This window comes from Vreelandella subglaciescola, from assembly GCF_900142895.1.
Lineage (GTDB): Bacteria > Pseudomonadota > Gammaproteobacteria > Pseudomonadales > Halomonadaceae > Vreelandella > Vreelandella subglaciescola.
Window position 1 is genome coordinate 2,370,817 of the sequence record NZ_LT670847.1, and the last position, 22,416, is coordinate 2,393,232.

Consider the following 22,416-nt stretch of genomic DNA (forward strand, 5'->3'; position numbering starts at 1 on the left):
CAACACAGTCAGCGTTCGCCGCCGCGGGGCTTTTGCGCCGCGGCGGTTTATTCGTCATGCTGAAGGCCTGTTGCCATGTTGCCTTCAACCTGCAGGAAAACGCCCATGCTGACTCTTGTTCTCGCCGTTGCCACCGTTATCCTGCTGGCCGCCTCGACGCTGGGGCGCATTCCCGTCCACCAGTGGTGGGCGCGCATCTGCGAGTTTCCCCGATTACAAATCGCAAGCCTGGCGGCGGTTTGCCTAGTGCTCTCGCTGTTTGCCGCGCCGGACTGGCGACTGGGGCTTGTGCTGGTCAATGCGCTGGTGATTGCCGTACAGCTCCGGCGCATTCTGCCTTATACCCGCCTGATGCCGATCAAGGTCAAACGCACTGAAAAGGACGGCGATCCACAGCGCTGCGTGACGTTGCTTGTCGCCAACGTGCTGACCCCCAACCGCGACGCGCCCAAGCTGATCGAGCAGATAAAAGCGCATCAGCCGGACGTGGTGCTGACCCTTGAAAGCGACAACTGGTGGCAAAACCAGCTTGATCCGGTGCTCGATGAGGGCTGGCCGCACAGCGTCAAGGTGCCGCTGGATAACCTCTACGGCATGCATCTGTATTCGCGTCTGCCGCTGGAGGAGGCCGAAATCAGGTGGCTGATACAGGACGATATTCCTTCCATCCACGCCTGGCTGCGTCTGCCCAGCGGCGAGCGCGTGCGGTTTTACGCGCTGCACCCGCGCCCGCCGGCGCCCAGCGAAAGCGAAACTTCGCTCTGGCGCGACGGCGAGCTGCTGCTGGTGGGGCAGATGATTGATCAGCATCCGCAGCCGACGCTTGCCGCAGGGGATCTCAACGACGTGGCGTGGTCGCGCTCCACGCGCATGTTCTGCCGCGTCAGCCACATGATGGACCCGCGCCGTGGCCGTGGCATGTTCAGCACCTTTCACGCCAAGTATCCGTTCTTGCGTTGGCCGCTGGACCATATCTTTGTCAGCGAGCATTTCACCCTGACCCGCATGCAGCGGCTTGAGGAGATCGGCTCGGATCACTTCCCGTTTATGGCCACGCTGTGCCTGCAGCCGTCGCGCAAGGATGAACACGACGCCCCCGAGGCCGACGGCGAAGACCGCCAAGACGCCGCCGAGACTATCGATGAGGCCCAGCAGCAACGCCAGGGCTCATAAGCGGCGCTGATGCTAGGCGATAACTGCCGGCTTAATTCGCTACCGAGACCTCGGGCAGGGGCAGCGCGCCGTGCAGCTGGCGCGCCATGAAGATCGTGCGAAAGCGCGTGGGGTCGTGGGGCGTCAGGTCGTGCGCCGGCGGGTGCACGTAAACCACCAGCAGGCGCGAGAGCCAGTAGCGCAGCGCCGTCATGCTCAGCATGGTGGGCCACAGCGCCCGCTCGCCTGAGGTCAACGGGCGGCGTGCCTGATAGGCCTCCAGCAGGGCGTCATGGCGCGCCGGGTCAATACTGCCGTCCGCGTTGGTGGCCCAGTCGTTGATCACAATCGCCACGTCAAACAGCAAATCGCCGGTGCAGCCGTTGTAAAAATCGATGATGCCGCCGAGCCGGTCGCCCTCGAACAGAGTGTTATCGCGGAATAAATCGCCGTGCAGCGCGCCCTGAGGCAGCTCGCCGTAGGTGGCAAACTCACCTTCAAAATCATCCACGGCGTTTTTCATCAGCGTCTGGTCAGCATTGCTCAAAAAGCCCAGCACTTTATGATGCAGCGCCTGCAGCCAGCTCAGATCCCGCGGGTTGGGGCGCGAGCCGGAAAAGCGCCGGGAGACCGTATGCATACGGCCCAGCGCATCGCCCAGCACGCGGCACTGCTCAAGGCTTGGCGACTCGGGGTGACGGCCGGGCAAACGCGGAAACAGCAGCGCCGGCTTATCGGCCAGGCGCTGCAGCGCCACGCCGTTACGGTCGTGCACTGGGCCGGGAACGGGCAGTCTGTGATCGTCGAGGTAGTCGAGCAGATCGACAAAAAACGGCAGCTCTTCCTGCTCGCCCTGTTCAAACAGCGTGAGCACCAGCTCACAGCGATCAGTGGTAACAAAAAACGTCGAGTTTTCCGTGCCGCTGGCAACGCCTTGTAAAGACACAAAGCGGCCCACGTCAAAGGACTCTAAAAAGGTAGCGACCTGCGCGTCGCCAAGCGGAGTAAATACAGCCATGAGAATCTCGCTCAGGTTGCGAAGCCCCCTATTATAGCGGCTTGATGCATGACTTGGCAGCGTGGTGGTTCAATCGCGCCGTTATTTCACCCGACGGCGCCATAGCGGCTCGCCGGGCTGGCGGCACAACGCGTATTATAGCCGCCATCATCTTTTGGCAATGGATATTTGGTTATGGCCCGCGCTCCGATCGTTTTAGTTGATGGTTCTTCGTACCTGTACCGCGCGTTTCATGCGCTGCCGCCGCTGACCACCTCAAAGGGCCAGCCCACCGGCGCGGTAAAGGGCGTGCTCAACATGCTCAAGCGCCTGCTCAAGGACTACCCCGAAAGCCCCATGGCGGTGATTTTCGATGCCCCGGGCAAAACCTTTCGCGACGAGCTTTACAGCGAATACAAGGCCCAGCGCCCGCCGATGCCCGACGACCTGCGCAGCCAGATAAAACCCCTGCACGAATGCGTCAGGGCGCTGGGGCTGCCGTTGCTGTGCATTGACGGCGTTGAGGCCGACGACGTGATCGGCACGCTGGCTCATCAGGCGACACACACGGGGCGCGACGCGGTGATCTCCACCGGCGATAAAGACATGGCGCAGCTGGTCAATGCCCACATCACGCTGGTCAATACGATGAAAAACGAAACGCTGGACGAAGCCGGCGTTGAGAATAAGTTCGGCCTGCCGCCGGCGCTGATCATCGATTTCCTCGCGCTGATGGGCGACAAGGTCGACAACATTCCCGGTGTGCCCGGCGTGGGGGAAAAAACCGCGGTGGGATTGTTACAGGGCATGAACGGCGGGCTGGATATTATCTACGCCGACCTCGAACGCGTCACCACGCTGGGCTTTCGCGGCGCCAAAACGCTGCCCAAAAAGCTCGAAGAACACCGCGACAAGGCATTTTTGTCCTACGAGCTGGCGACGATCAAAATCGACTGCGAACTGCCCGCAGGGCTCGATGATCTGGAGATTGCCCACCCCGACCGCGATGCGCTGGTCGAGCTCTACCGCGAGCTTGAATTCAAGCGCGAACTGGGCGAGCTGCTGGAAGGGCGCGACGAAGGCGTTGACGACATCAAAGGTGGCACTCCGGCGCCGGCCAACGCCGCGCAAGACAGCGAAGACGAGGCCGGCTCACCGGCACCGAGCGAGCGCCGCGACTGCGTGATTACCACCCAGAGCGAACTGGACGACTGGCTAGCGCGGCTGCAAAAGGCCGAGCGCTTCTGCTTTGATCTGGAAACCACCAGCCTGAACTACATGGAAGCGGAAATCGTCGGCGTGGGGCTGTCGCTTGAGGCCGGCGAGGCCGCCTATATTCCGCTGGCCCACGACTACCTCGATGCCCCCGAGCAGCTCGACCGCCGCGCAGTGCTCGAGGCGCTGACGCCGCTGTGGCAGGACACCGGCAAGACCAAGATCGGCCAGAACCTCAAGTACGATATCTCGGTGCTGGCCAACTACGCCATTGCCGTCGCGCCGCCGCTGGCCGACACCATGCTGGCCTCCTACGTGCTCAACTCTACCGCCACGCGTCATGATATGGACTCGCTGGCGCTCAAGTACCTGGGCGAAACCACCACGTCGTTTCAAGAGGTCGCAGGCAAGGGCGCCAAGCAGCTGACCTTCAATCAGGTCGCGCTTGAGCAGGCCGTGCCCTACGCCTGCGAAGACGTCGATATTACCCTGCGCCTGCACGACACCTTGCAGCCCCAGGTCGAGCGCGAAGGCCGGCTTACCGAGGTGCTCGAAACCCTCGAACTGCCGCTGATTCCGGTGCTGTCGCGCATGGAGCGCGCCGGCGTATCGCTGGACGTTGAGCGCCTGCACCACCAGAACCGCGAGCTTGAAGGGCGCATCCACGAGCTTGAAGTACAGGCGTTTGAGCTGGCTGGACGCGAATTCAACCTGAGCTCGCCCAAGCAGCTGGGCGAGATCCTGTTCGACGAGCAGAAAATCCCCGTGCTCAAGAAAACTCCCAAGGGCGCGCCATCCACGGCAGAAGCCGTGCTCGAAGAGCTGGCGCTGGACTACCCGCTGCCCAAGGTCATCATCCAGCATCGCGGGCTTTCCAAGCTCAAGTCCACCTACACCGACAAGCTCCCGCGGCTGGTCAACAAGGCCACCGGGCGTGTGCATACCAGCTACCATCAGGCGGTCACGGCCACCGGGCGGCTGTCGTCGTCGGACCCCAACCTGCAAAATATCCCCATTCGCACCGAAGAAGGGCGCAAGATTCGTCAGGCGTTTACCGCGCGCCCCGGCTACTGCATCGTCGCCGCCGACTATTCGCAGATCGAGCTGCGCATCATGGCGCACCTGTCCGAAGACGCGGGCCTGCTCAAGGCCTTTGCCGAGGGTCAGGACATCCACGCCGCCACCGCCGCCGAGGTGTTCGGCACCGCGCTGGAAAAGGTCAGCCATGAACAGCGCCGCAGCGCCAAGGCGATCAACTTCGGGCTGATTTACGGCATGAGCGCCTGGGGGCTTTCGCGCCAGCTGCATATCGAACGCAATCAGGCGCAAACCTACATCGACCGCTACTTTGACCGCTACCCGGGAGTGGCGCGCTATATGGAGCGCATTCGCGTCCAGGCGGCAGAAGACGGCTTTGTCGAAACCGTGGCCGGCCGCCGGCTCTACCTGCCCGAAATCAACTCCAGGAACGGCAACCGCCGCCAGGGCGCCGAACGCACCGCGATCAACGCGCCGATGCAGGGCACCGCCGCCGACATCATCAAACAAGCGATGATCGACGTCGACGCCTGGCTGCAAGCAGGCGAGTTCGACGCGCTAATGGTGATGCAGGTACACGACGAACTGGTATTCGAAGTCGCCGAAAGCCAGGCGGAAGCGTTCAAGGAAGAAGTGAAAAAGCGCATGCAGAACGCCGCCAAACTCAGCGTCGCGCTAACCGTAGAAGCCGAAAGCGGTAGCCACTGGGACGAAGCGCACTGAGATGTACTTTTGTAGGAGGCCGGTTAACCGGGCGATGGCGCCGGCAGGCGCCTGATAGCGGAGAACCAACTGCTGTGCAGCCGGTAGTTAACGCCTGCCAAGCCAGTACTGCGGACGTCGCCGATCATGGGCAACAGCCAAAATCTGGATAGTGCCTGAATGTTCCCGATAGATGATGGATAGCGGAAACCGGTGAAGAGGAGCGCTGCGAATATTTGGCTCCAGCTTGATCTGCCAGCCTTTGGCCGACTTTCTGATCAAGCCGGCCAGAGCCTCGAACTCCTCTATCAAGGCGCCGCCCAAGCCGGTAGCCCTGGATTCGTAGTAACCCACGGATTCCAGAAATTCGGCTTCCGCTGCCGGGTGGAAAAAGTAGTTCAATTGATTAATGCTCGAGCTTTCCTCAAGACATCGTCACCGGGCACAGCCTGCACCGAACCATTATCAAGCTCCTCCGCTCTCTGGCGCGCTTCAAGCAACCAGTCAGACCTGAGCTCTCTTTCTGATGGCGCCTCCAGGCTCAGGACCAATCGTTGGACCAACCGGGTTCGCTCTTCTTTTGAGAGGTGGAGCGCCTCGTCTTCAATTTTCTGGAGATTCATGGGCGAAACCTCGCGTTCCTGTATGAATCCATTCTGGCACGGAAGGATAACGGCTGCCACGCCCCCTGTGTGAACTGCCTGCACAGCAGCCGTGCAGCCCTTGAGGCCATAGCTAGGCTGGCGGGCATTGGTCCGCATCAGTCAGTGTGCGCGGTCGATAAGTGAATTCGGCCGCTTCCCAGCGTTTCCATACGCTGGGGTCCACCGTTACGTTGATGGCCGGCTTGCCGTTTTGCCCTTTAGCGAAGCGCCTGAAGTACCGGCCATCACCCGAGCTTCTGACCTTACGAACCCAGGCATAAGCGCCTCGCAAAAAATCGCTGAAGGAATCCTTGGGCTCGGTTTGCCACGCATTGTCAGTGGCGGTGAATGCATCCAGCTTCAGCCCTGCAGCCGCAGCTTTTTGGATCATCCACTGCAGGGAGAGCTCGGCAAGGAAATCCTTGGCACCATAGCCGCCTCCAACATTGGCGTGTGCACCGATAAACCAGCGCTGCTCAACGTCCCGGTTTTTGGCTTTTTGCAGTCCATCTTCACTAACCCACAGGGGAACATCGTAGGCGGCACGATGTTCATCCAGCGCGACCGCGTGGTAAGCGTAATCCACCGCGCCGGAGAGCTCGGTGTCGTGCCACGAATACTTGCCGCGTTCCGTAAGCCGCGTTCCCGGCACGCCCAGTGCACCGACGGTATCCCATACGCCAATGAAGTGAACCTTCGGCGTCCGGCTGTAATAGCGTTTGAATGTTGCGCACGTCTCATCGTCCGGTTTCAGGTTCTTGTCCCTGTAGATGTGCTCAGCTTTCTCCAGCAAGCTGGGCGTTACGATATGGAGGAGCCCACATTTCCGGATGAGGCCGACAAGGCTCCTTGCCGTATAGGCACCACGGCTGAAGCCAAATATCCAGATTTCGTCGTCGGCGGTATAGCGTTTTGCAAGCCACTCGTAGCCCTGCAGTAAATTTTTACCAAATCGCCCGTAAAGCATCGCCCAATGCGGGCGGTGATATAAGGGCGCACCGCAACGGGGTGCTTGTCTTGATATGACCATCAATACCTGATAAATATACAGTATGACAAAGCGCGCCTACAAAGAACGATTTTATCCCACCCCCGAGCAGGCTTTGCTGCTAGCACAGTCGTTCGGGTGCGCGCGGTTTGTCTGGAATAATACCCTGAATTATCGCACCGAGGCTTATCAGCAGCGGGACGAATCCGTATCGCATTCGGTAGCGGAAAAACGGCTGGTCGCTCTAAAAGCCGAACACCCCTGGTTGAAAGACGTTTCCAGCGTGATCCTGCAACAAACGCTGCGCGATCAAAAAGCCGCGTTCGATAATTTCTTCAACCCCAAGCTCAAGGCACGCTATCCGCGCTTTAAGTGCAAGGATGGCCGCCAGTCGATCCGGTTGACGAAAGCAGCCTTTCGTTATCGGGACGGCGAGATCACCATTGCCAAGACAAAGGTGCCGCTGCCGATTCGCTGGAGCCGCCCGTTAGCCAGCGCGCCCTCCAGTATCACTATTTCACGAGATCGCGCCGGTCGCTATTTCATTAGCTGCCTGTGCGATTTCACGCCCAAGGCGCTACCGATCATACCCAACACCGTGGGTATTGATCTGGGGCTGACCGATCTGTTCATCACCCAGGACGGCCAGAAGTCCGGCAATCCTCGTCATCTAAAACGCTATGAAGCGAAGCTGGCGTACCTACAACGCCGCCTGGCCAAGAAGACAAAGGGCTCGAACAATCGCCATAAGCTGCGCCAAAAAGTGGCGCGGCTCCATGCCCGTATTGCCGACTGCCGCCGCGATGCCATCCATAAAGCGACTCGAACGCTCATTAACGAAAACCAAGTTATTTGCGTTGAGACGCTGAACATCACCGGCATGATAAAAAACAGGGCGCTGGCCAAGGCCATCAGCGATGCGGGCTGGGGCGAGTTTGTGCGCCAGCTCACCTACAAAGCCGAATGGGCAGGCCGGCAACTGGTGCAAGTGAGCCAGTGGCTGCCGAGCAGCAAGATGTGCCACGGCTGCGGGCACAAGGTTAAAAAGCTACCGCTATCGCAGCGCCACTGGCACTGCGAGGGCTGTGGCCAGGCCATCGACCGCGACATTAACGCAGCCAACAATATCCGAACCGCCGGGCTGGCGGGGTTAGCCTGTGGAGCGACTGGATCGGGGGCAGCGGCGTAGCCACTGTCTAGTGAAGGCGTGTTGAAGCAGGAAGGTTCTCGGGGCAACCCAAGAACCCTCGCCCAAAGCGCTTAGCGCGGCGGGCGGGGAGTGTCAGTCAGACCGTAGCCGAAGAGGCCGCCCGTGACACGATCAAACGTTCCATTTCCCACGCCCGGGTCGTAGAAAAATCGCTGCCGTACGTCGCCATCGTATGCATGGATGCGTTGCGCTATACGAAAGACATTTGTTTGATCTTCCGGGTCGTTCCAGGTGCCATCGAAGAGGAGAATCAAGCGCTGTTTTGTCATGGGCCACCTATTTTTAATAGTACGGCTTGCTACAGGTTCAACATATACGCATATCTATTATCTTGCCGGCATTAAACCCAGCCGTTAAGCCCCACCTGCCTGCTCGGGCGGTACTTGATTCGCATCGGTCAGGGTACGCGGTCGATAAGTGAATTCGGCCGCTTCCCAGCGCTGCCACACGCTTGGGTCCACCGTCACGTTGACGGCCGGCTTCCCGTTCAGCCCTCTGGCGAAGCGTCTAACGTATCGCCCCTTTCCCGGATGCGTTATTTGACGGAATAGCGCATAGGCACCGTACAAAAACTCGGCGTAGGAATCCCGAGGCTGGGTCTGCCACGCAGTGTCAGCGGCGTTGAATGCATCCAGCTTCAGCCCCGCAGCTGCAGCTTTCTTGATCATCCATTGCAGAGGAATATCGGCAAGTGCGTCCCCATCGCCATAGCCGCCCCCTACGTTGGCGTGCGCACCGATAAACCAGCGCTGTTCGATATCCCGGTTACTGGCTTGTGTCAGCCTGCCTTCATTTACCCACAGGGAGACATCGTAGGCCGCACGGTGCTCGTCCAGCGCAACCGCGTGGTAAGCGTAATTCACCGCGCTGGAGAGTTCGGTGTCGCGCCACGAGTACTTGCCATGCACCGAGAGGTTCGTTCCCGGCACGCCCAGCGCACCGACGGTATCCCATACGCCAATGAAATGAACCCGCGGCGTCCGGCTGTACTTGCGCCTGAATGTTTCGCACTCCTCATCGTCCGGCCTCAGGCTTTTGTCTCGGTAGAGGTGCTCAGCCTTATCCAGCAGGCTGGGCGTCACGATGCGGAGGAGCCCACATTTCTGGATGAGCCCGACAAGGCTCCTTGCCGTATAGGCACCGCGGCTGAAGCCAAAGATCCAGATCTCGTCTTCGTCGGAATAGCGTTTTGCGAGCCACTCGTAGCCTTCCAGCAAATTCTTGCTGAGGCCGTAGCCGAAGATGCCGCCCATGAAACGCTCAAATTTTCCGCTTCCCACACCGGGGTGGTAGAAAAATCGTTGTTCCACACGGCCATCGTATTCATGGATACGCTGCGCCATACGAAAGACGTTTGTCTGGTTTTCTGGATCGTCCCAGGTGCCGTCGAAGAGGAGAATTAAACGCTGCTTTGTCATGGGCCACCTGGGTTTAATAGTACGGCTTGCTACAGGTTCAACATATACGCATATCTATCATCTTGCCGGCAGTGCCTTCCTCACATCATCAATGGGCGCTTGTGCCAAGCCAAAATCCGTCTTCCATTTTATGCACCTTATCCGCAAGCGAGCAGCGGAAGGTCGACATTGGCGATCCTCGTCGCCGAGGTGGCGGATGTCTTTATGAGAATGAGGCGCACTAACCTTGACTAAAAATTAATTGCGCATGAGAATGAGTCGCCTTAATAACAACCTCTGACTCATTCATAAGGAACGGAATAGTGAATTCTGGTATTACCGCGACCCGCCGCTCGCCTTATCGCGCCTTTGCCACCGCGGCCAGCTTTGCCGTGGCTTCCACCAGCATGCCGGCCATGGCGCAGGCCACTGAGGCCACCGAGCTTGACGCCGTGACCGTGGTCGGCGAACAGAACACTGGCTACAAAGCCGAGTATTCGGCCTCGGACAAGTTCGTCAAACCACTGCTGGATACGCCGCAAACCGTGACCACGGTGCCGGAAAAAGTCATCGAAGAGCAGCAGGCGCTGAGCCTGCGACAGGTGCTGTCCAACGTCTCGGGCATTACCTTTGACGCGGGCGAGGGCGGCGGCGGTTCCGGTGACAAGATCAACATTCGCGGCTTTAGCGCCAACGCCAATCTCAAAGTGGACGGCCTGCGCGACAGTAGCCAGAACAACCGCACCGACCTGTTCAACGTCGAACGCGTTGAGGTGGTGAAAGGCCCCAGCTCGGTCTTCGGCGGCGCGGGCACCACCGGCGGGGTGATCAACATGATCAGCAAAACCCCGCAGCAGCGCGATTTTGTTGACGCCAGCACCGGCCTCGGCACCGACGACTATCACCGCGTGACGCTGGATGCCAACCAGACCCTTGAAGGGCTGGGCACCAACAGCGCCTTCCGCCTGAACCTGATGGGCCACGAGAACGATAAGCCCGGGCGCGACGAGATCAACGAAGAGCGCTTCGGGATCGCGCCGTCGCTGACCGTCGGCCTGTCTGATGCCACCCGCGCCACGCTGAGCTACGTTCATCAGAAAGACGACAACCTGCTGGATTACGGCCTGCCCGCCAAAGACGGCGAGGTGCTGCCGGGCGTTGACCATGAAGCGTTTTACGGCTGGAGCAATCTGGACGGCGAAGAAATACAGAGCGATATCGCTACCCTGCAGATCGAGCACAACTTTAGCGGTGCGACGCGGCTGGAGAACAAGACCCGCTATACCCAGCTTGACCGCGATACCACCATTTCAGCGCCGCACGCTGATATGGGCGGTCTGGCGCCCGGGCGCTACAAGCCCGCCGGCCCTCAGGCGTACCGTCGCGACGTGACCACCGAAATGTGGATCAACCAGACCCAGTTGAGCACTAGCTTCAACACCGGCAGCCTGGCGCACGAACTGCTGGTGGGTGCCGAGTTCTCACGGGAAACCTACGACCGCACGGCGTCCAATCTGGGGCTGGGGTCGGCGGAGCACCCGTATCCTGACGGCGGTTACGACATGGGCAACCCGCCCGGGCATTGGGACGGCGGCACCACCTATACCGCCCGCGGTGCTAACGAAGCGACGCTGGAGAATCAGGCGATCTACGCTTTTGACACCGTTAGCCTGAATCCGCAGTGGGATCTGAGCTTTGGCCTGCGCCACGACTGGATCGACGGCGAAGCGGTGGATAAGGACGACAACGAGCGCACGACTACCAGCGACAGCGAGTTCAGCGGCCGCACCGGCGTGGTTTACAAACCGGCGACCAACGGGCGGGTGTATCTGGCCTACGGCACCTCGTTCAGCCCCTCGGCAGAAAACCTCGCCACCTCCGGCAGCCTTGGCCGTGGCAACGGGGCCGACAAGCTCTCGCCGGAAAAGAGCAAGACCTGGGAGCTGGGCACCAAGTGGGAACTGATGGACGGCCAGCTGGGACTGACCGGCGCGCTGTTCCGCGTGGATAAAGACAACGTGCGCGAGCAGGACGGTAACGGCGACCTGCGTCTGGCCGGCGAACAGCGCGTGCAGGGCGTGGAGCTGGGCATGACCGGCGAGCTGACCGATGCCTGGCAGCTGTACGCCAACTACACCTATCTGGACAGCGAAACGCTCAAGTCCATCGCTTCAGCGCAGACCAACGGCCGCGACCCCGAAGGGCATGCGCTTGGCAACACGCCGGAACACAGCGTCAGCCTGTGGTCGACCTATGACATCAGCCAGACGCTGCAGGTGGGGTACGGTACCCAGTACGTGGGCGAGCGCCACGTCGCCTCGGATGTCGCCGCGAAAATAGACGACTACTGGCTGCACAACGCCATGCTCGCGTACCGCGTGACCGACAACCTGAGCGCCCAGCTCAACGTCAACAACCTGTTTGATGAAGAGTATGTCTCCGGAGTACGCCCGCGTCCGGGCACCGATTCGCGCGGTTCTGCAGTGGAAATCGGCGATGGCCGTTCGGGCGTGCTGACGCTGGATTATCGTTTCTAAAGGAGATCTCCGCCATGATGCTTCACGTTCCCGAGGTGCTCGACAAGGCCCAGGTGGCCGAGTGCCGCGAGCTTTTGCTCAAAGCCCAATGGCAGGACGGCAAGGCCACCGCGGGCTTTCAGTCGGCCATGGCCAAGGATAACCTGCAGCTGCCCGAAGACTCTGATGTGGCTCGGCATCTGGCGCAAGTCGTCAGCGCGGCGGTCAAACGCCACCCGCTGTTTATCGCCGGCGCGCTGCCGGCGCATGTGTTTCCGCCGCTGTTCAACTGTTATCAGGGCGGGCAGTCGTTCGGACTGCATGTGGATAACTCAATGCGCATGGATCACAGCCGCGGTGAATACCTGCGCACGGATTTATCCGCGACGCTGTTTTTCAACGAGCCGGAGACCTACGAAGGCGGCGAGCTGATTGTGGAAGACACCTACGGTGCGCACAGCGTCAAGCTGCCGGCGGGGGATTTGATTCTCTACCCGTCATCAAGCCTCCACCGCGTCACGCCGGTTACCCAGGGCGCGCGCCTCGGCGCGTTTTTCTGGATACAAAGCATGGTGCGCGACGAAGGCCAGCGCAGCCTGCTGTTTGATCTGGATACCTCGATCCAGCAGATCCACCAGCAGCTCGGCGCCGACCACGCTTCAAGCGTCCAGCTCACCGGCGTTTACCACAACCTGCTACGCCGCTGGGGGCTTTGAGCCGCCGTTATTCCATGAATTCAGGCTGAAAGAGGGCGCTCATACGCAGAACGGCCGCCCGTGGGCGGCCATTTTGTTAGCCGGATTTAGTCCAAGCGGGACAGCTCGTTCTCAAGCTGCCTAATTTCGATTTTTTCTTCTTCAATCTTTTGCTGGTACTTGCGACGGTCATCCATGTCACCGTCTTCTTCGGCTTCCCTGAGATCGGCCTTATACTCGGCCAAATCTTCTTTGGCGTCTTGTATGTCTTCGATCAGGTCCTCGCGAAGGCCTTCATCAGTACAGTGGCGCTTCGCCTCTTGCAGCGCCTTTTCTAACCCAGCCACCTGATATTTATTGCCGTTTTCCTGAGCAATATCAAGCTGCTGTTCTATCTCGCAGAATTTCCTGTCGCAGCCTTTGACGCCCTCACAGCTTGACGATGCCAAGGCTGGAGTGGTTGCCAGCATCAACAGGAGCCCAGCGACGGTGGTGGCTGATCGGGTAAATGATTGCGCGGGCATTTTGAGCATGACTTTTCCTTTGTGGATTTGAGTAGCTAACGCCGAAGCTCAGTTGTGGCGGCGCAGCCGACATCAACTGCAGCGATTTGTTATACATTTCTCATTATTTGGTGCAATTCATCCGCTAAATTTTCGAAGACTTCGTTGAAATTATCGCGGCTTTCTTTCATGTTATCTAGGATCACTCCACTTTGTTCTAGTTGTTCATCCGACAAAGCGAAAATTGGCACGTTAAATTTTTGCGATTGTGCAATTAACGAATTAAAATCAGCAACGTTAGCAAGGTTATATGGCTCATCAGTTCTTGAATACTGAGCGAATTCATCGTTAGTTATTGTCATACCAATAGAATCAAGAGCCGGAATCAGCTCTGTGGAAACAGTCTCCTTAATTACGTCGATCCAACGCTGAAAGGACTTTGCTGGAGCTCCGCTTCGTGGCCTATACCTTTGCGAAATAAAGCCGATAAATTTTGGTGGGATTTCGGGGATTTTATAGTCTATCTCAGAATCACGGAAAGGCGCTACGTCCGCGTTCCACTTGGGAATAACGTTGGATAGCGACTTAATTGCTTGAGCGCAGAAAAAATCGGGTGAAGTTGGCACAATAAAGTAATCGCTACTCATTAGAAGACATTCATTGAGAGCGCCGACACTTGGACTCATATCGATTAGTACATATTCAAATCCATGCGTTTCACCAGTTAAACGAAGCAACTCGCCAATGCTGCCCGGCAGGTTTTTAATTGCTGGGATAGCTGTACTGGTAGTTAGCGCGACACTCATCTGGGTTTCCATCTCGGAAAGAGCCAAGTTGCCACAGTATAAATAGAGGTTATCATTCCCTGTTTTTACCGGATTTCCTGGTTGAAGTCCGGTTAGCCTCCCTGACATAACTGGCCGGAGACCTGCTGAAAGATCGCTTCCGGGATTCTCTTTATAGAAGTCCTCGATATCCCTGACTGAATTATAGTCAAGAACTAAAGCCGTTAAATTACATTGGGGATCCGCATCGACGATTAACGTTTTGTGGCCTTTATCAGCTAGTTGCCATCCAAGATTAAAGGTTGTGGTTGTTTTGCTAACACCGCCCTTATGACTAAATAGGGAAAGTAACTTCATTTTTTTCTCCAGCTGTATAACGCCCGCAACAGCGGAAATTTAGGAGCGCTAGCGAGTAAATTTTCCGATTGCTTGCGCTTGTTAACATTTTACAGTGTGTGGTTAGCAACATCGCTCAACTTATGCTTGTTTATCATCGATCGAGCCATTTCACCAAACTCATTTTCGAGTTCCGAAAATATATGAGCAGTTCTTGGACTTATCAAAGGATTCATTTCAGAAGCAGGAATATTATACTTAATTGGTTCTTTTCTAAACTCGTAGCCCCAGTTTGCGATAGCAGCGAGATTTAATGCAATTTTTGTATTCTTGATTTTATTCCAGATCTCTCTTTGCTGCTCTACAGGCATCCTTTCGCCAAGAGTAATTGATTTTATCGCATCCATGGGAACATCCTTTACATAAACTGGAAAGCCGTTATAGTCACCAACCTTTTTACATTCAGATAGATTTCTAACGATTCTATATTCCTGCTCGTATTCCCAATCCTTGGGCTTTACACAAAGCTCCGCTATAGGAATCGGAGATTCACCACTTAAATAAGAACCAATATCCTTCTTAGGCCTATACTCTCGATACTCTATATCAAATAAACCCGTAAAAAATTCATGCTCTTCATCAAATTCAATAACAGCCCCTGAGTACTCACCGGCATAGTGTGACCACATTAGAAGAGATGATTCATTTTTGGATAAGCATAGAATACCAACGGACTGATTCAGCGAGCTTAAAATCTTTCTGGAGTTAATGTCATTGCAATGATCGGACTCAAAATCAATTGCCAATTCTCCAACACTTGGTTGCCTTCTGGGTGCACCGACGTCAAAGTTAATAGGGATATCTTTGGGTTCGAAATCATACGGAACATGTAATTCCGGAACCATTTCAAACGGATCATTGAATGCCCCAGGTTGAGTAAATCTAACACTTCCATCTAAAACTCTCATCGTATTCTCATGTGTCAAATACTTGTATAGAGGCACAATCTCTCCTTGAGTGTTAACGCCTTGCTAAGCGGACTAAAGCAGGGCAGTATTTTTGCGGTCTTTTTTGCAAAAATGATGAGCTGTTTTAGTTCCGTTTAAGCAACTTGTTAGGCTATGTGTGGATTATTTACCAACTCAATGAGCTTTTACTAGCCTTAAGATTTTCTTGATACATCATAAATATATTCGTATAACTACACATATCTAAACCACTATTACAGTAATCTTTAATTACACGATCCATTATTTTTCTGTTTTTTGCTTGAGAGGCATTTTTAAATGCAGTTAAATTTTCACCTTCCATCATTCTTAGTGTTGTTGATTGACACATATCCAAGCCACTATCACAATAGTCTTTTTTTACGCGCGCTTTAACAATTTTAATAACTCTATTTTTTTGAGCCTCAGAGCCATCAAAGTCCATTGGATGGATGAAATCAGCAAAGGCATTAAAAGAAAAGAATAAGCAAACTAAAAGTAATAATCCCGCCTTATTCACCGGGCTGAGACAGAAAAGAAGATGGCGAGCAGTTTCTCTTGTAGAATCAATATGTTCCTAACCGAACTTGACTCAAGAGGACCACTCGCCATGGGTGAAAGCCTATCCCCCTGGACCCCGTCATGCAACGGGTCCATCCGCGTCGAGCTCAGCGGCCATCGCACCACCAGCGACAGCGGTGCTTTGCTGTTGCGTGAAGCCCTCGACAACAGCGGCATGATCGATGCGCTGGACGACCATCTGGTCGATCATCGCGACCCGGATCGCGTCCGCCACTCGTTAGCCAGCCAGCTGCGTACCCTGGTGCTGCAGCGTTCGATGGGCTGGATCGACCTCAGCGATACCGATACGCTTCGCCGTGACCCGCTCTGGCAGCTAGCCTGCAGTGATGCCCGCGGGACAACGCCGTTGGCTCAGGACCGGCCATCTCAAGCGACGCTGTCGCGGCTGCTGACGTGCCTGGGCCGCGACGACAATATCGATACCGTGCATGAGGGCCTGCTGCGGCTGGCGGTCTGGCGACTGACCTCGCTGAACGGCGGCGAACGCCCCGAGCATCTGACGCTGGACATCGACGGCTTGCCGATCGACGTTCACGGCCACCAGGGCGGTTCGGCGTTTCATGGACTTTACGGGGCCAGAATCTACTCGCCTTTGGTGGCCTCGCTGGCAGAGACCGGCGACATGGTGGGCGGCCTGCTGCGTGAAGGTAACGCCGGCCCAGCCGAGAATGCCGATACCTGGATCCCACATCTGGTGCGGCGACTCAACGAGAGCACCGGGGCCAAGGTCAAGGTGCGCATCGACGCCGGCTTCACCGACAACGACACGCTTGAGGCGCTGGAAGATCGCGACATCGAGTATCTGGGCCGGTTGCGCAGTCATACGGGCCTGCAGACACTGGCAGCGCCACATCTGAAGCGGCCACGCGGCCGGCCCCCCGAGCAACCTCGGGAATGGTGCCATGACCTGGCGTACCAAGCCGGTACCTGGCCGGCGCCGCGGCGCGTGGTGCTGGTGGTACAAGAGCGGCCCGATGATCTGCTGCTGCATGCCTTCTTTTTGGTCACCAATCTCGGCAAGTTCGACTGGCCGCCGGAAAAGGTCCTGGCGCTTTATCGCAAGCGCGGCAGCGCCGAAGCCCACATGGGCGAGGTGAAGTCGTCGCTCGATATGCATCTCTCCTCGACTGATCGCGGTGTCTCCACCGTCCAGGACGTCATGGCCCGCAACGAGGTAAACCTGCTGCTGACTCTCTGCGCTTATCAGGTGCTACACGGGCTGCGTTGCCTGTTGGAACGACAGACCCGGCAGGGCTGGAGCCTGAAGCGGATGCGCGAGCAGGTGCTCAAGGTGGCCGCCACGCTGACAGTGCACGCCCGGCGTATCACCGTGCACCTCGGCGATGCCGCCGACAAATGGTGGCCATCCTTACTGAAGGGGTTGCCGCGGCTGACGGCATTGACCTGACACGTCGCATTACTCAGCCTTTTCCAGCAGACAAAACGGCCACTATGGAGGCCGACGACCACGGCTGCGCCGTCACTCGAAACCAATGAACTTCAGTTATAAATATCACGGCATTGATACGATAAAGCTATGTGCTAATCGGCTACTCAGCGACCGTATGACATAAAAGCCGGTCGGTCCCGGTCACCACGGGACGTAAAACGCTCGTTCGGCGTCCTGATGAATAAGGCGGGATAATTTTTTCATTGTAAACTCCATAATGTAAACACTCTAACCCGCCTAATTCACCGGGCTGAGACAGAAAAGAAGATGGCGAGCAGTTTCTCTTGTAGAATCAAGATGTTCCTGAACGAACACAATTCAAGAGGACCACTCGCCATGGGTGAAAGCTTATCCCCCTGGACCCCGTCATGCAACGGGTCCATCCGCGTCGAGCTCAGCGGCCATCGCACCACCAGCGACAGCGGTGCTTTGCTGTTGCGTGAAGCCCTCGACAACAGCGGCATGATCGATGCGCTGGACGACCATCTGGTCGATCACCGCGACCCGGATCGCGTCCGCCACTCGTTAGCCAGCCAGCTGCGTACCCTGGTGCTGCAGCGTTCGATGGGCTGGATCGACCTCAGCGATACCGATACGCTTCGCCGTGACCCGCTCTGGCAGCTAGCCTGCAGTGATGCCCGCGGGACAACGCCGTTGGCTCAGGACCGGCCATCTCAAGCGACGCTGTCGCGGCTGCTGACGTGCCTGGGCCGCGACGACAATATCGATACCGTGCATGAGGGCCTGCTGCGGCTGGCGGTCTGGCGACTGACCTCGCTGAACGGCGGCGAACGCCCCGAGCATCTGACGCTGGACATCGACGGCTTGCCGATCGACGTTCACGGCCACCAGGGCGGTTCGGCGTTTCATGGACTTTACGGGGCCAGAATCTACTCGCCTTTGGTGGCCTCGCTGGCAGAGACCGGCGACATGGTGGGCGGCCTGCTGCGTGAAGGTAACGCCGGCCCAGCCGAGAATGCCGATACCTGGATCCCACATCTGGTGCGGCGACTCAACGAGAGCACCGGGGCCAAGGTCAAGGTGCGCATCGACGCCGGCTTCACCGACAACGACACGCTTGAGGCGCTGGAAGATCGCGACATCGAGTATCTGGGCCGGTTGCGCAGTCATACGGGCCTGCAGACACTGGCAGCGCCACATCTGAAGCGGCCACGCGGCCGGCCCCCCGAGCAACCTCGGGAATGGTGCCATGACCTGGCGTACCAAGCCGGTACCTGGCCGGCGCCGCGGCGCGTGGTGCTGGTGGTACAAGAGCGGCCCGATGATCTGCTGCTGCATGCCTTCTTTTTGGTCACCAATCTCGGCAAGTTCGACTGGCCGCCGGAAAAGGTCCTGGCGCTTTATCGCAAGCGCGGCAGCGCCGAAGCCCACATGGGCGAGGTGAAGTCGTCGCTCGATATGCATCTCTCCTCGACTGATCGCGGTGTCTCCACCGTCCAGGACGTCATGGCCCGCAACGAGGTAAACCTGCTGCTGACTCTCTGCGCTTATCAGGTGCTACACGGGCTGCGTTGCCTGTTGGAACGACAGACCCGGCAGGGCTGGAGCCTGAAGCGGATGCGCGAGCAGGTGCTCAAGGTGGCCGCCACGCTGACAGTGCACGCCCGGCGTATCACCGTGCACCTCGGCGATGCCGCCGACAAATGGTGGCCATCCTTACTGAAGGGGTTGCCGCGGCTGACGGCATTGACCTGACACGTCGCATTACTCAGCCTTTTCCAGCAGACAAAACGGCCACTATGGAGGCCGACGACCACGGCTGCGCCGTCACTCGAAACCAATGAACTTCAGTTATAAATATCACGGCATTGATACGATAAAGCTATGTGCTAATCGGCTACTCAGCGACCGTATGACATAAAAGCCGGTCGGTCCCGGTCACCACGGGACGTAAAACGCTCGTTCGGCGTCCTGATGAATAAGGCGGGTCTAAAATAGCCTAACAGGTATTAGGCCGCGTGCTCGTATAATAACTTGAACGAGCGGGCTTCTTTAACAATGTTATGCTGCGCGTTGCTCATGGTATAACCGTTTGAAATTAATAAAAATAAAAAATATCACGGCAACATAACACCAATCACTGCAGCCTTCTGCCTAACCCAGATAAGCGCGCACGCTGCTTCTGCTGGCGACGTTTCGTTTACCTTAGCGTTTGCAGGGCAGGGTGTCACTGATTGTGATCAAGATTTTTCTGCTGAATGGCCGAGGCTAGGCGTGCCGGCACCCAATGCAAAACGGCTGCCCGTGGGCAGCCGTTTGATTATGCGTCTTGCGCTTGTTTCACCCGAATCGTATCAGGCGTCGGGCAGGTCGAGCGCTTTTTGCGCGGCGGGCCAGGCGGGGTCGCCGCTGCGGGTGGTGACGCCGTCAAGAAACGCTTTGACCTGTGCGGGGTTATCCCGCAGCCAGTCAAGTGCGACTTCTTCGGGCGGGCGTTCTTCATAGCTGAAGCCGCTGATCATCGCACTTTGCTGATCGGCGCTGAACACCAGCTGTTCGAGCAGGCGGGTCGCGTTGGGGTTTTCGTCGGCGAACGTCGGGGTAATCAGCGTGCGTACGTCGCTGCGGCCGCCGTCGGGGCCCCAGGCGTCTTTGGGGTCATCCAGAAACTTGATCGCGTATTCGATGCTCGCCCAGTGCGGTGTCCAGGCGTAGAAGACGATCCATTCGTCGCGTTTCATCATCGATTTGGCCTGGCTGAACATGCCCGAGGCCGAGGTTTCCGAGAGGTCCCACTCGTCCAGGCAGTAGGTGCCGTTATCCTGCATGTCGGCGAGCAAGTCGCTAGTCCCCGAGCCGATCTCGATGGAGTAGATCGTGCCGCCGGCCTTGTCCTGCAGGTCCTTGCTGCACAGGTCTTTTCCCGAGGTAATGCCTTTTTCATGCATGTAGTCGGGCACTACAAAGCCCAGGCGGGCGCCGTCAACGTTGTTGCCAAGGTCGATCAGCTTGTTTTTGCCCTGGGTCGCGGTGTCGTACATCCCCTGCTGGGCAGGTAGCCAAGCGGCCAGATAGACGTCGAGTTCGTCTTCGCTCATTGCCTGGTAGGCGATGGTAGCGCCGATTTCCTGCTGTTTTGGCGCGTAGCCAAGCGCTTCAAATAGCGTAGCGGCAAGCTGGCTTTTGACGGTAACACCGGGCCAGGGGGGCACGGCAAAACGCACGGCGGCGGGTTCTTCGGCGCCGTTTTCGGCGCTGAAAGCCAGCGGTGCGGCGAGCAGCGAGACGCCAAGGGCGCAGGCACTAAGGCCCGTGATACCGGCGTTTTTATGAAGGGCAGTGTGATGTGACGGGCGTAAGCATGATTTCATTCAGGTTCCTTTCAGTTGCTGCGGTACGCACGACCTTAGACTCACCCTGTAGAAAGCGCAACGTAAAACGGCCCGCCAAAAGGCGAGCCGTTGAGCTGACAAGGCGCGGATTAGCGCACCGGCTTAACGCCAGCCGACGCGGTCAAAGATGCGTACCGCTTCGGGGTTGTTTTCCCCGAGTACGCTGACGTTAACGTCGTCTTTCTTGAAGTTGCCCCAGGATTCCAGCACCGGATCCTTGCGGATACCTTCAACCACCGGGAACTCGTTGTTGCCGGAAGCGAAAATGTGCTGCGCGGTGTCGGAGGCCAGAAACTCGAGGAAACGCACCGCGTTATCGTGATGCGGAGCATTCTTGGCAACGCCGGCGCCGCCAACGTTGACGTGGGTGCCACGGCCGTCCTGATTGGGGAAGATGATGCCCACTTTGCGTGCTGCTTCGCGGTCGGCGTCGTCGTCAGACTTCAGCAGGCGCACGTAGTAGTAGTGGTTGGCTACGGCCAGGTCGCATTCGCCGGTAGCAACGCCGCGAATCTGGTCAGTGTCGCCGCCTTCGGGGTCGCGAGCCATGTTGTCGACCACGCCCTGCGCCCATTCTTCAGCGCCGTCAGCGCCCTTGTGTTCAACCATGGAGGCGAGCAGCGACTGGTTGTAGATGTTGTTGGACGAACGGATGCAGACCTCGCCCTTGAACTTGGGGTCAGCGAGATCTTCGTAGCTTGCAATCTGGCTCGGGTCGAAATTTTCGCGGTTGTAGAAAATCGCCCGGGCGCGTTGGCTGAAGCCGAACCACAGGCCCTCGGGCTGATGCATGGCGTCGGGGACGCGCTCGTCGAGCAGGTCAGACTCAACGCTTTGGAAAATGCCTTCTTCCTCGGCGCGCCACAGGCGGCCGGCGTCAACGGTCATCATCACGTCGGCGGGGCTGGCCACGCCTTCGCGCTGGATGCGTTCGATCAGCTGGTCGGAACCACCTTCAAGCACGTTGACGTCAATGCCGGTTTCTTTGGTGAAGGCCTCGTACAGGCGCTCATCGGAGTCGTAATGGCGCGCCGAATACAGATTGATTTCGTCGGCCAGTGCCGAGGTGGCGAAAGCGCTACCGGCCAGAACGGCGGCCATGGAGGCGGCAATGCGTGCTGTGTTCATCGTCGAACGTCCTTATCGGTTAATGATAATGCAAAACATTACTAATCGCATCCATTTAACCGGTTTGCTCCGGCGACGTCAAGCGTTGGTAGCGGCTGATTTACCCGGCAAATTCTCGTGCCAGCCAGTCGACGACGGGGGCGATCATGGCACTGTCGGGGTTGCGCACGCTTAGACGGTAACCGTGGCTCTTGCGCGTGACATGTGGCCCCAGCGCCACCAGCTGGCCGCTGGCCAGCATGTCCCGGGTGACGTGGCTCCAGCCCAGCGCCACGCCCTGATGGTGGGTCACGGCATTAAGCAGAAGAGGGAAATTGTGGTAGGGGAAGGCCCTTTCCAGTGGCGGGGGCGGCAGCTGTGACAGCCGGCACCAGCTGGCCCAGTTCAGCCAGCGTGGATCACGCATATCAAGGTGCAGCAGAGTGATGCGCTGCAGTGCGTCGGTATCCAGCTCGGCGCCGAGATTATGCTGGCGTGCGTATTCAGGGCTACAGACCGGGAACACCTTTTCCGGCACCACCAGCGTATCGGTCAGGTCATCCTGCTGATGGGGCCCGAAACGCAGGGCGATGTCGGCTTTTTGCATCTCCGGCGCTTCGTCTCGATCAATCGGGAGCAGTCGAAAGGAGCGGTCGGGGAACGCCTGTTCGAGGCGTTCCAGTCGCGGCCGTAACCACATGTGGGTAAAGCCGGCACCCGCGGCAATGCTGACGACGGGAGATGCTTTGCGCATCCGGCA

General features: G+C 57.8%; 20 protein-coding genes. 7 read left to right on the forward strand and 13 right to left on the reverse strand.

Features of this window, described 5'->3' with window-relative positions:
• The first annotated feature begins 105 nt into the window (after positions 1-105).
• A complete protein-coding gene (locus B5495_RS11080) occupies positions 106-1,173 on the forward strand; it encodes an endonuclease/exonuclease/phosphatase family protein (RefSeq protein WP_079553738.1) in 1,068 nt (355 codons plus the stop codon).
• Positions 1,174-1,204: 31 nt separating this feature from the next.
• Here the strand turns inward: B5495_RS11080 and B5495_RS11085 are convergent, their stop codons facing one another.
• Entirely contained in the window at positions 1,205-2,170 is a 966-nt protein-coding gene (locus B5495_RS11085) for a homoserine kinase (RefSeq protein WP_079553740.1), read from the reverse strand.
• A 174-nt stretch (positions 2,171-2,344) separates the two neighbouring features.
• On the opposite strand from B5495_RS11085, the gene polA reads away from it, so the two are divergent.
• Complete coding sequence (gene polA / locus B5495_RS11090; protein WP_079553742.1) at positions 2,345-5,125, forward strand: DNA polymerase I; 2,781 nt, start codon at positions 2,345-2,347, stop codon at positions 5,123-5,125.
• An 87-nt stretch (positions 5,126-5,212) separates the two neighbouring features.
• Here the strand turns inward: polA and B5495_RS11095 are convergent, their stop codons facing one another.
• The 3 genes from B5495_RS11095 to B5495_RS11105 all read right to left on the reverse strand — a co-directional run bounded on the left by B5495_RS11095 (position 5,213) and on the right by B5495_RS11105 (position 6,715).
• Positions 5,213-5,506 carry a hypothetical protein gene (locus B5495_RS11095; RefSeq protein ID WP_079553744.1) on the reverse strand — a complete coding sequence of 98 codons (294 nt, stop codon included), beginning with the start codon at positions 5,504-5,506 and terminating at the stop codon, positions 5,213-5,215.
• On the reverse strand, positions 5,503-5,727 hold the full coding sequence (locus B5495_RS11100) for an addiction module protein (RefSeq protein ID WP_079553746.1): 225 nt from the start codon (positions 5,725-5,727) through the stop codon (positions 5,503-5,505). Before B5495_RS11100 ends, B5495_RS11095 begins: the two co-directional genes overlap by 4 nt.
• Positions 5,728-5,839: 112 nt before the next feature.
• Entirely contained in the window at positions 5,840-6,715 is an 876-nt protein-coding gene (locus tag B5495_RS11105) for a phospholipase effector Tle1 domain-containing protein (protein ID WP_197685618.1), read from the reverse strand.
• 85 nt (positions 6,716-6,800) lie between these two features.
• Here B5495_RS11105 and B5495_RS11110 point away from each other — a divergent pair, with 85 nt between their 5' ends.
• On the forward strand, positions 6,801-7,925 hold the full coding sequence (locus B5495_RS11110) for an RNA-guided endonuclease InsQ/TnpB family protein (RefSeq protein ID WP_079553750.1): 1,125 nt from the start codon (positions 6,801-6,803) through the stop codon (positions 7,923-7,925).
• 71 nt (positions 7,926-7,996) lie between these two features.
• On the opposite strand, the gene B5495_RS11115 is transcribed toward B5495_RS11110, so the two are convergent.
• Both B5495_RS11115 and B5495_RS11120 read right to left on the reverse strand, forming a co-directional pair.
• Positions 7,997-8,215, reverse strand: coding sequence for a phospholipase effector Tle1 domain-containing protein (locus B5495_RS11115; protein ID WP_079553752.1), 219 nt, complete (start codon positions 8,213-8,215; stop codon positions 7,997-7,999).
• Between the two features lie 84 nt (positions 8,216-8,299).
• On the reverse strand, positions 8,300-9,364 hold the full coding sequence (locus B5495_RS11120) for a DUF2235 domain-containing protein (protein ID WP_079553754.1): 1,065 nt from the start codon (positions 9,362-9,364) through the stop codon (positions 8,300-8,302).
• 302 nt (positions 9,365-9,666) lie between these two features.
• On the opposite strand from B5495_RS11120, the gene B5495_RS11125 reads away from it, so the two are divergent.
• Positions 9,667-11,880 carry a TonB-dependent receptor gene (locus tag B5495_RS11125; RefSeq protein WP_197685619.1) on the forward strand — a complete coding sequence of 738 codons (2,214 nt, stop codon included), beginning with the start codon at positions 9,667-9,669 and terminating at the stop codon, positions 11,878-11,880.
• Between the two features lie 14 nt (positions 11,881-11,894).
• Positions 11,895-12,575 carry a Fe2+-dependent dioxygenase gene (locus B5495_RS11130; RefSeq protein WP_079553756.1) on the forward strand — a complete coding sequence of 227 codons (681 nt, stop codon included), beginning with the start codon at positions 11,895-11,897 and terminating at the stop codon, positions 12,573-12,575.
• An 86-nt stretch (positions 12,576-12,661) separates the two neighbouring features.
• Here B5495_RS11130 and B5495_RS11135 read toward each other — a convergent pair whose 3' ends face one another.
• From B5495_RS11135 to B5495_RS11150, 4 genes are all read right to left on the reverse strand, one after another.
• The gene (locus B5495_RS11135) at positions 12,662-13,087 is read right to left on the reverse strand and encodes a DUF1090 domain-containing protein (protein WP_079553758.1); all 426 of its coding nucleotides are present in this window, start codon (positions 13,085-13,087) and stop codon (positions 12,662-12,664) included.
• An 80-nt stretch (positions 13,088-13,167) separates the two neighbouring features.
• Positions 13,168-14,199, reverse strand: a complete 1,032-nt coding sequence (locus B5495_RS11140; protein WP_079553760.1) for a ParA family protein — start codon at positions 14,197-14,199, stop codon at positions 13,168-13,170.
• An 89-nt stretch (positions 14,200-14,288) separates the two neighbouring features.
• A complete protein-coding gene (locus B5495_RS11145) occupies positions 14,289-15,146 on the reverse strand; it encodes a DUF2971 domain-containing protein (RefSeq protein WP_197685620.1) in 858 nt (285 codons plus the stop codon).
• Positions 15,147-15,312: 166 nt separating this feature from the next.
• Positions 15,313-15,684: a hypothetical protein gene (locus B5495_RS11150; RefSeq protein ID WP_079553764.1), complete on the reverse strand. Its 372-nt coding sequence runs from the start codon at positions 15,682-15,684 to the stop codon at positions 15,313-15,315.
• A gap of 51 nt (positions 15,685-15,735) precedes the next feature.
• Here B5495_RS11150 and B5495_RS11155 point away from each other — a divergent pair, with 51 nt between their 5' ends.
• Complete coding sequence (locus tag B5495_RS11155) at positions 15,736-17,154, forward strand: IS1380 family transposase (RefSeq protein WP_079550466.1); 1,419 nt, start codon at positions 15,736-15,738, stop codon at positions 17,152-17,154.
• Between the two features lie 339 nt (positions 17,155-17,493).
• Positions 17,494-18,912, forward strand: a complete 1,419-nt coding sequence (locus B5495_RS11160) for an IS1380 family transposase (RefSeq protein ID WP_079550256.1) — start codon at positions 17,494-17,496, stop codon at positions 18,910-18,912.
• Between the two features lie 599 nt (positions 18,913-19,511).
• On the opposite strand, the gene B5495_RS11165 is transcribed toward B5495_RS11160, so the two are convergent.
• From B5495_RS11165 to B5495_RS11175, 3 genes are all read right to left on the reverse strand, one after another.
• Positions 19,512-20,528 (reverse strand): glycine betaine ABC transporter substrate-binding protein, encoded by a 1,017-nt coding sequence (locus tag B5495_RS11165; RefSeq protein WP_079553766.1) that lies wholly within the window; start codon positions 20,526-20,528, stop codon positions 19,512-19,514.
• A gap of 123 nt (positions 20,529-20,651) precedes the next feature.
• The gene (locus B5495_RS11170) at positions 20,652-21,677 is read right to left on the reverse strand and encodes a Fe(3+) ABC transporter substrate-binding protein (protein ID WP_079553768.1); all 1,026 of its coding nucleotides are present in this window, start codon (positions 21,675-21,677) and stop codon (positions 20,652-20,654) included.
• 100 nt (positions 21,678-21,777) lie between these two features.
• Positions 21,778-22,410 carry a LysR substrate-binding domain-containing protein gene (locus tag B5495_RS11175; protein ID WP_231897177.1) on the reverse strand — a complete coding sequence of 211 codons (633 nt, stop codon included), beginning with the start codon at positions 22,408-22,410 and terminating at the stop codon, positions 21,778-21,780.
• Between the last annotated feature and the right edge of the window lie 6 nt (positions 22,411-22,416).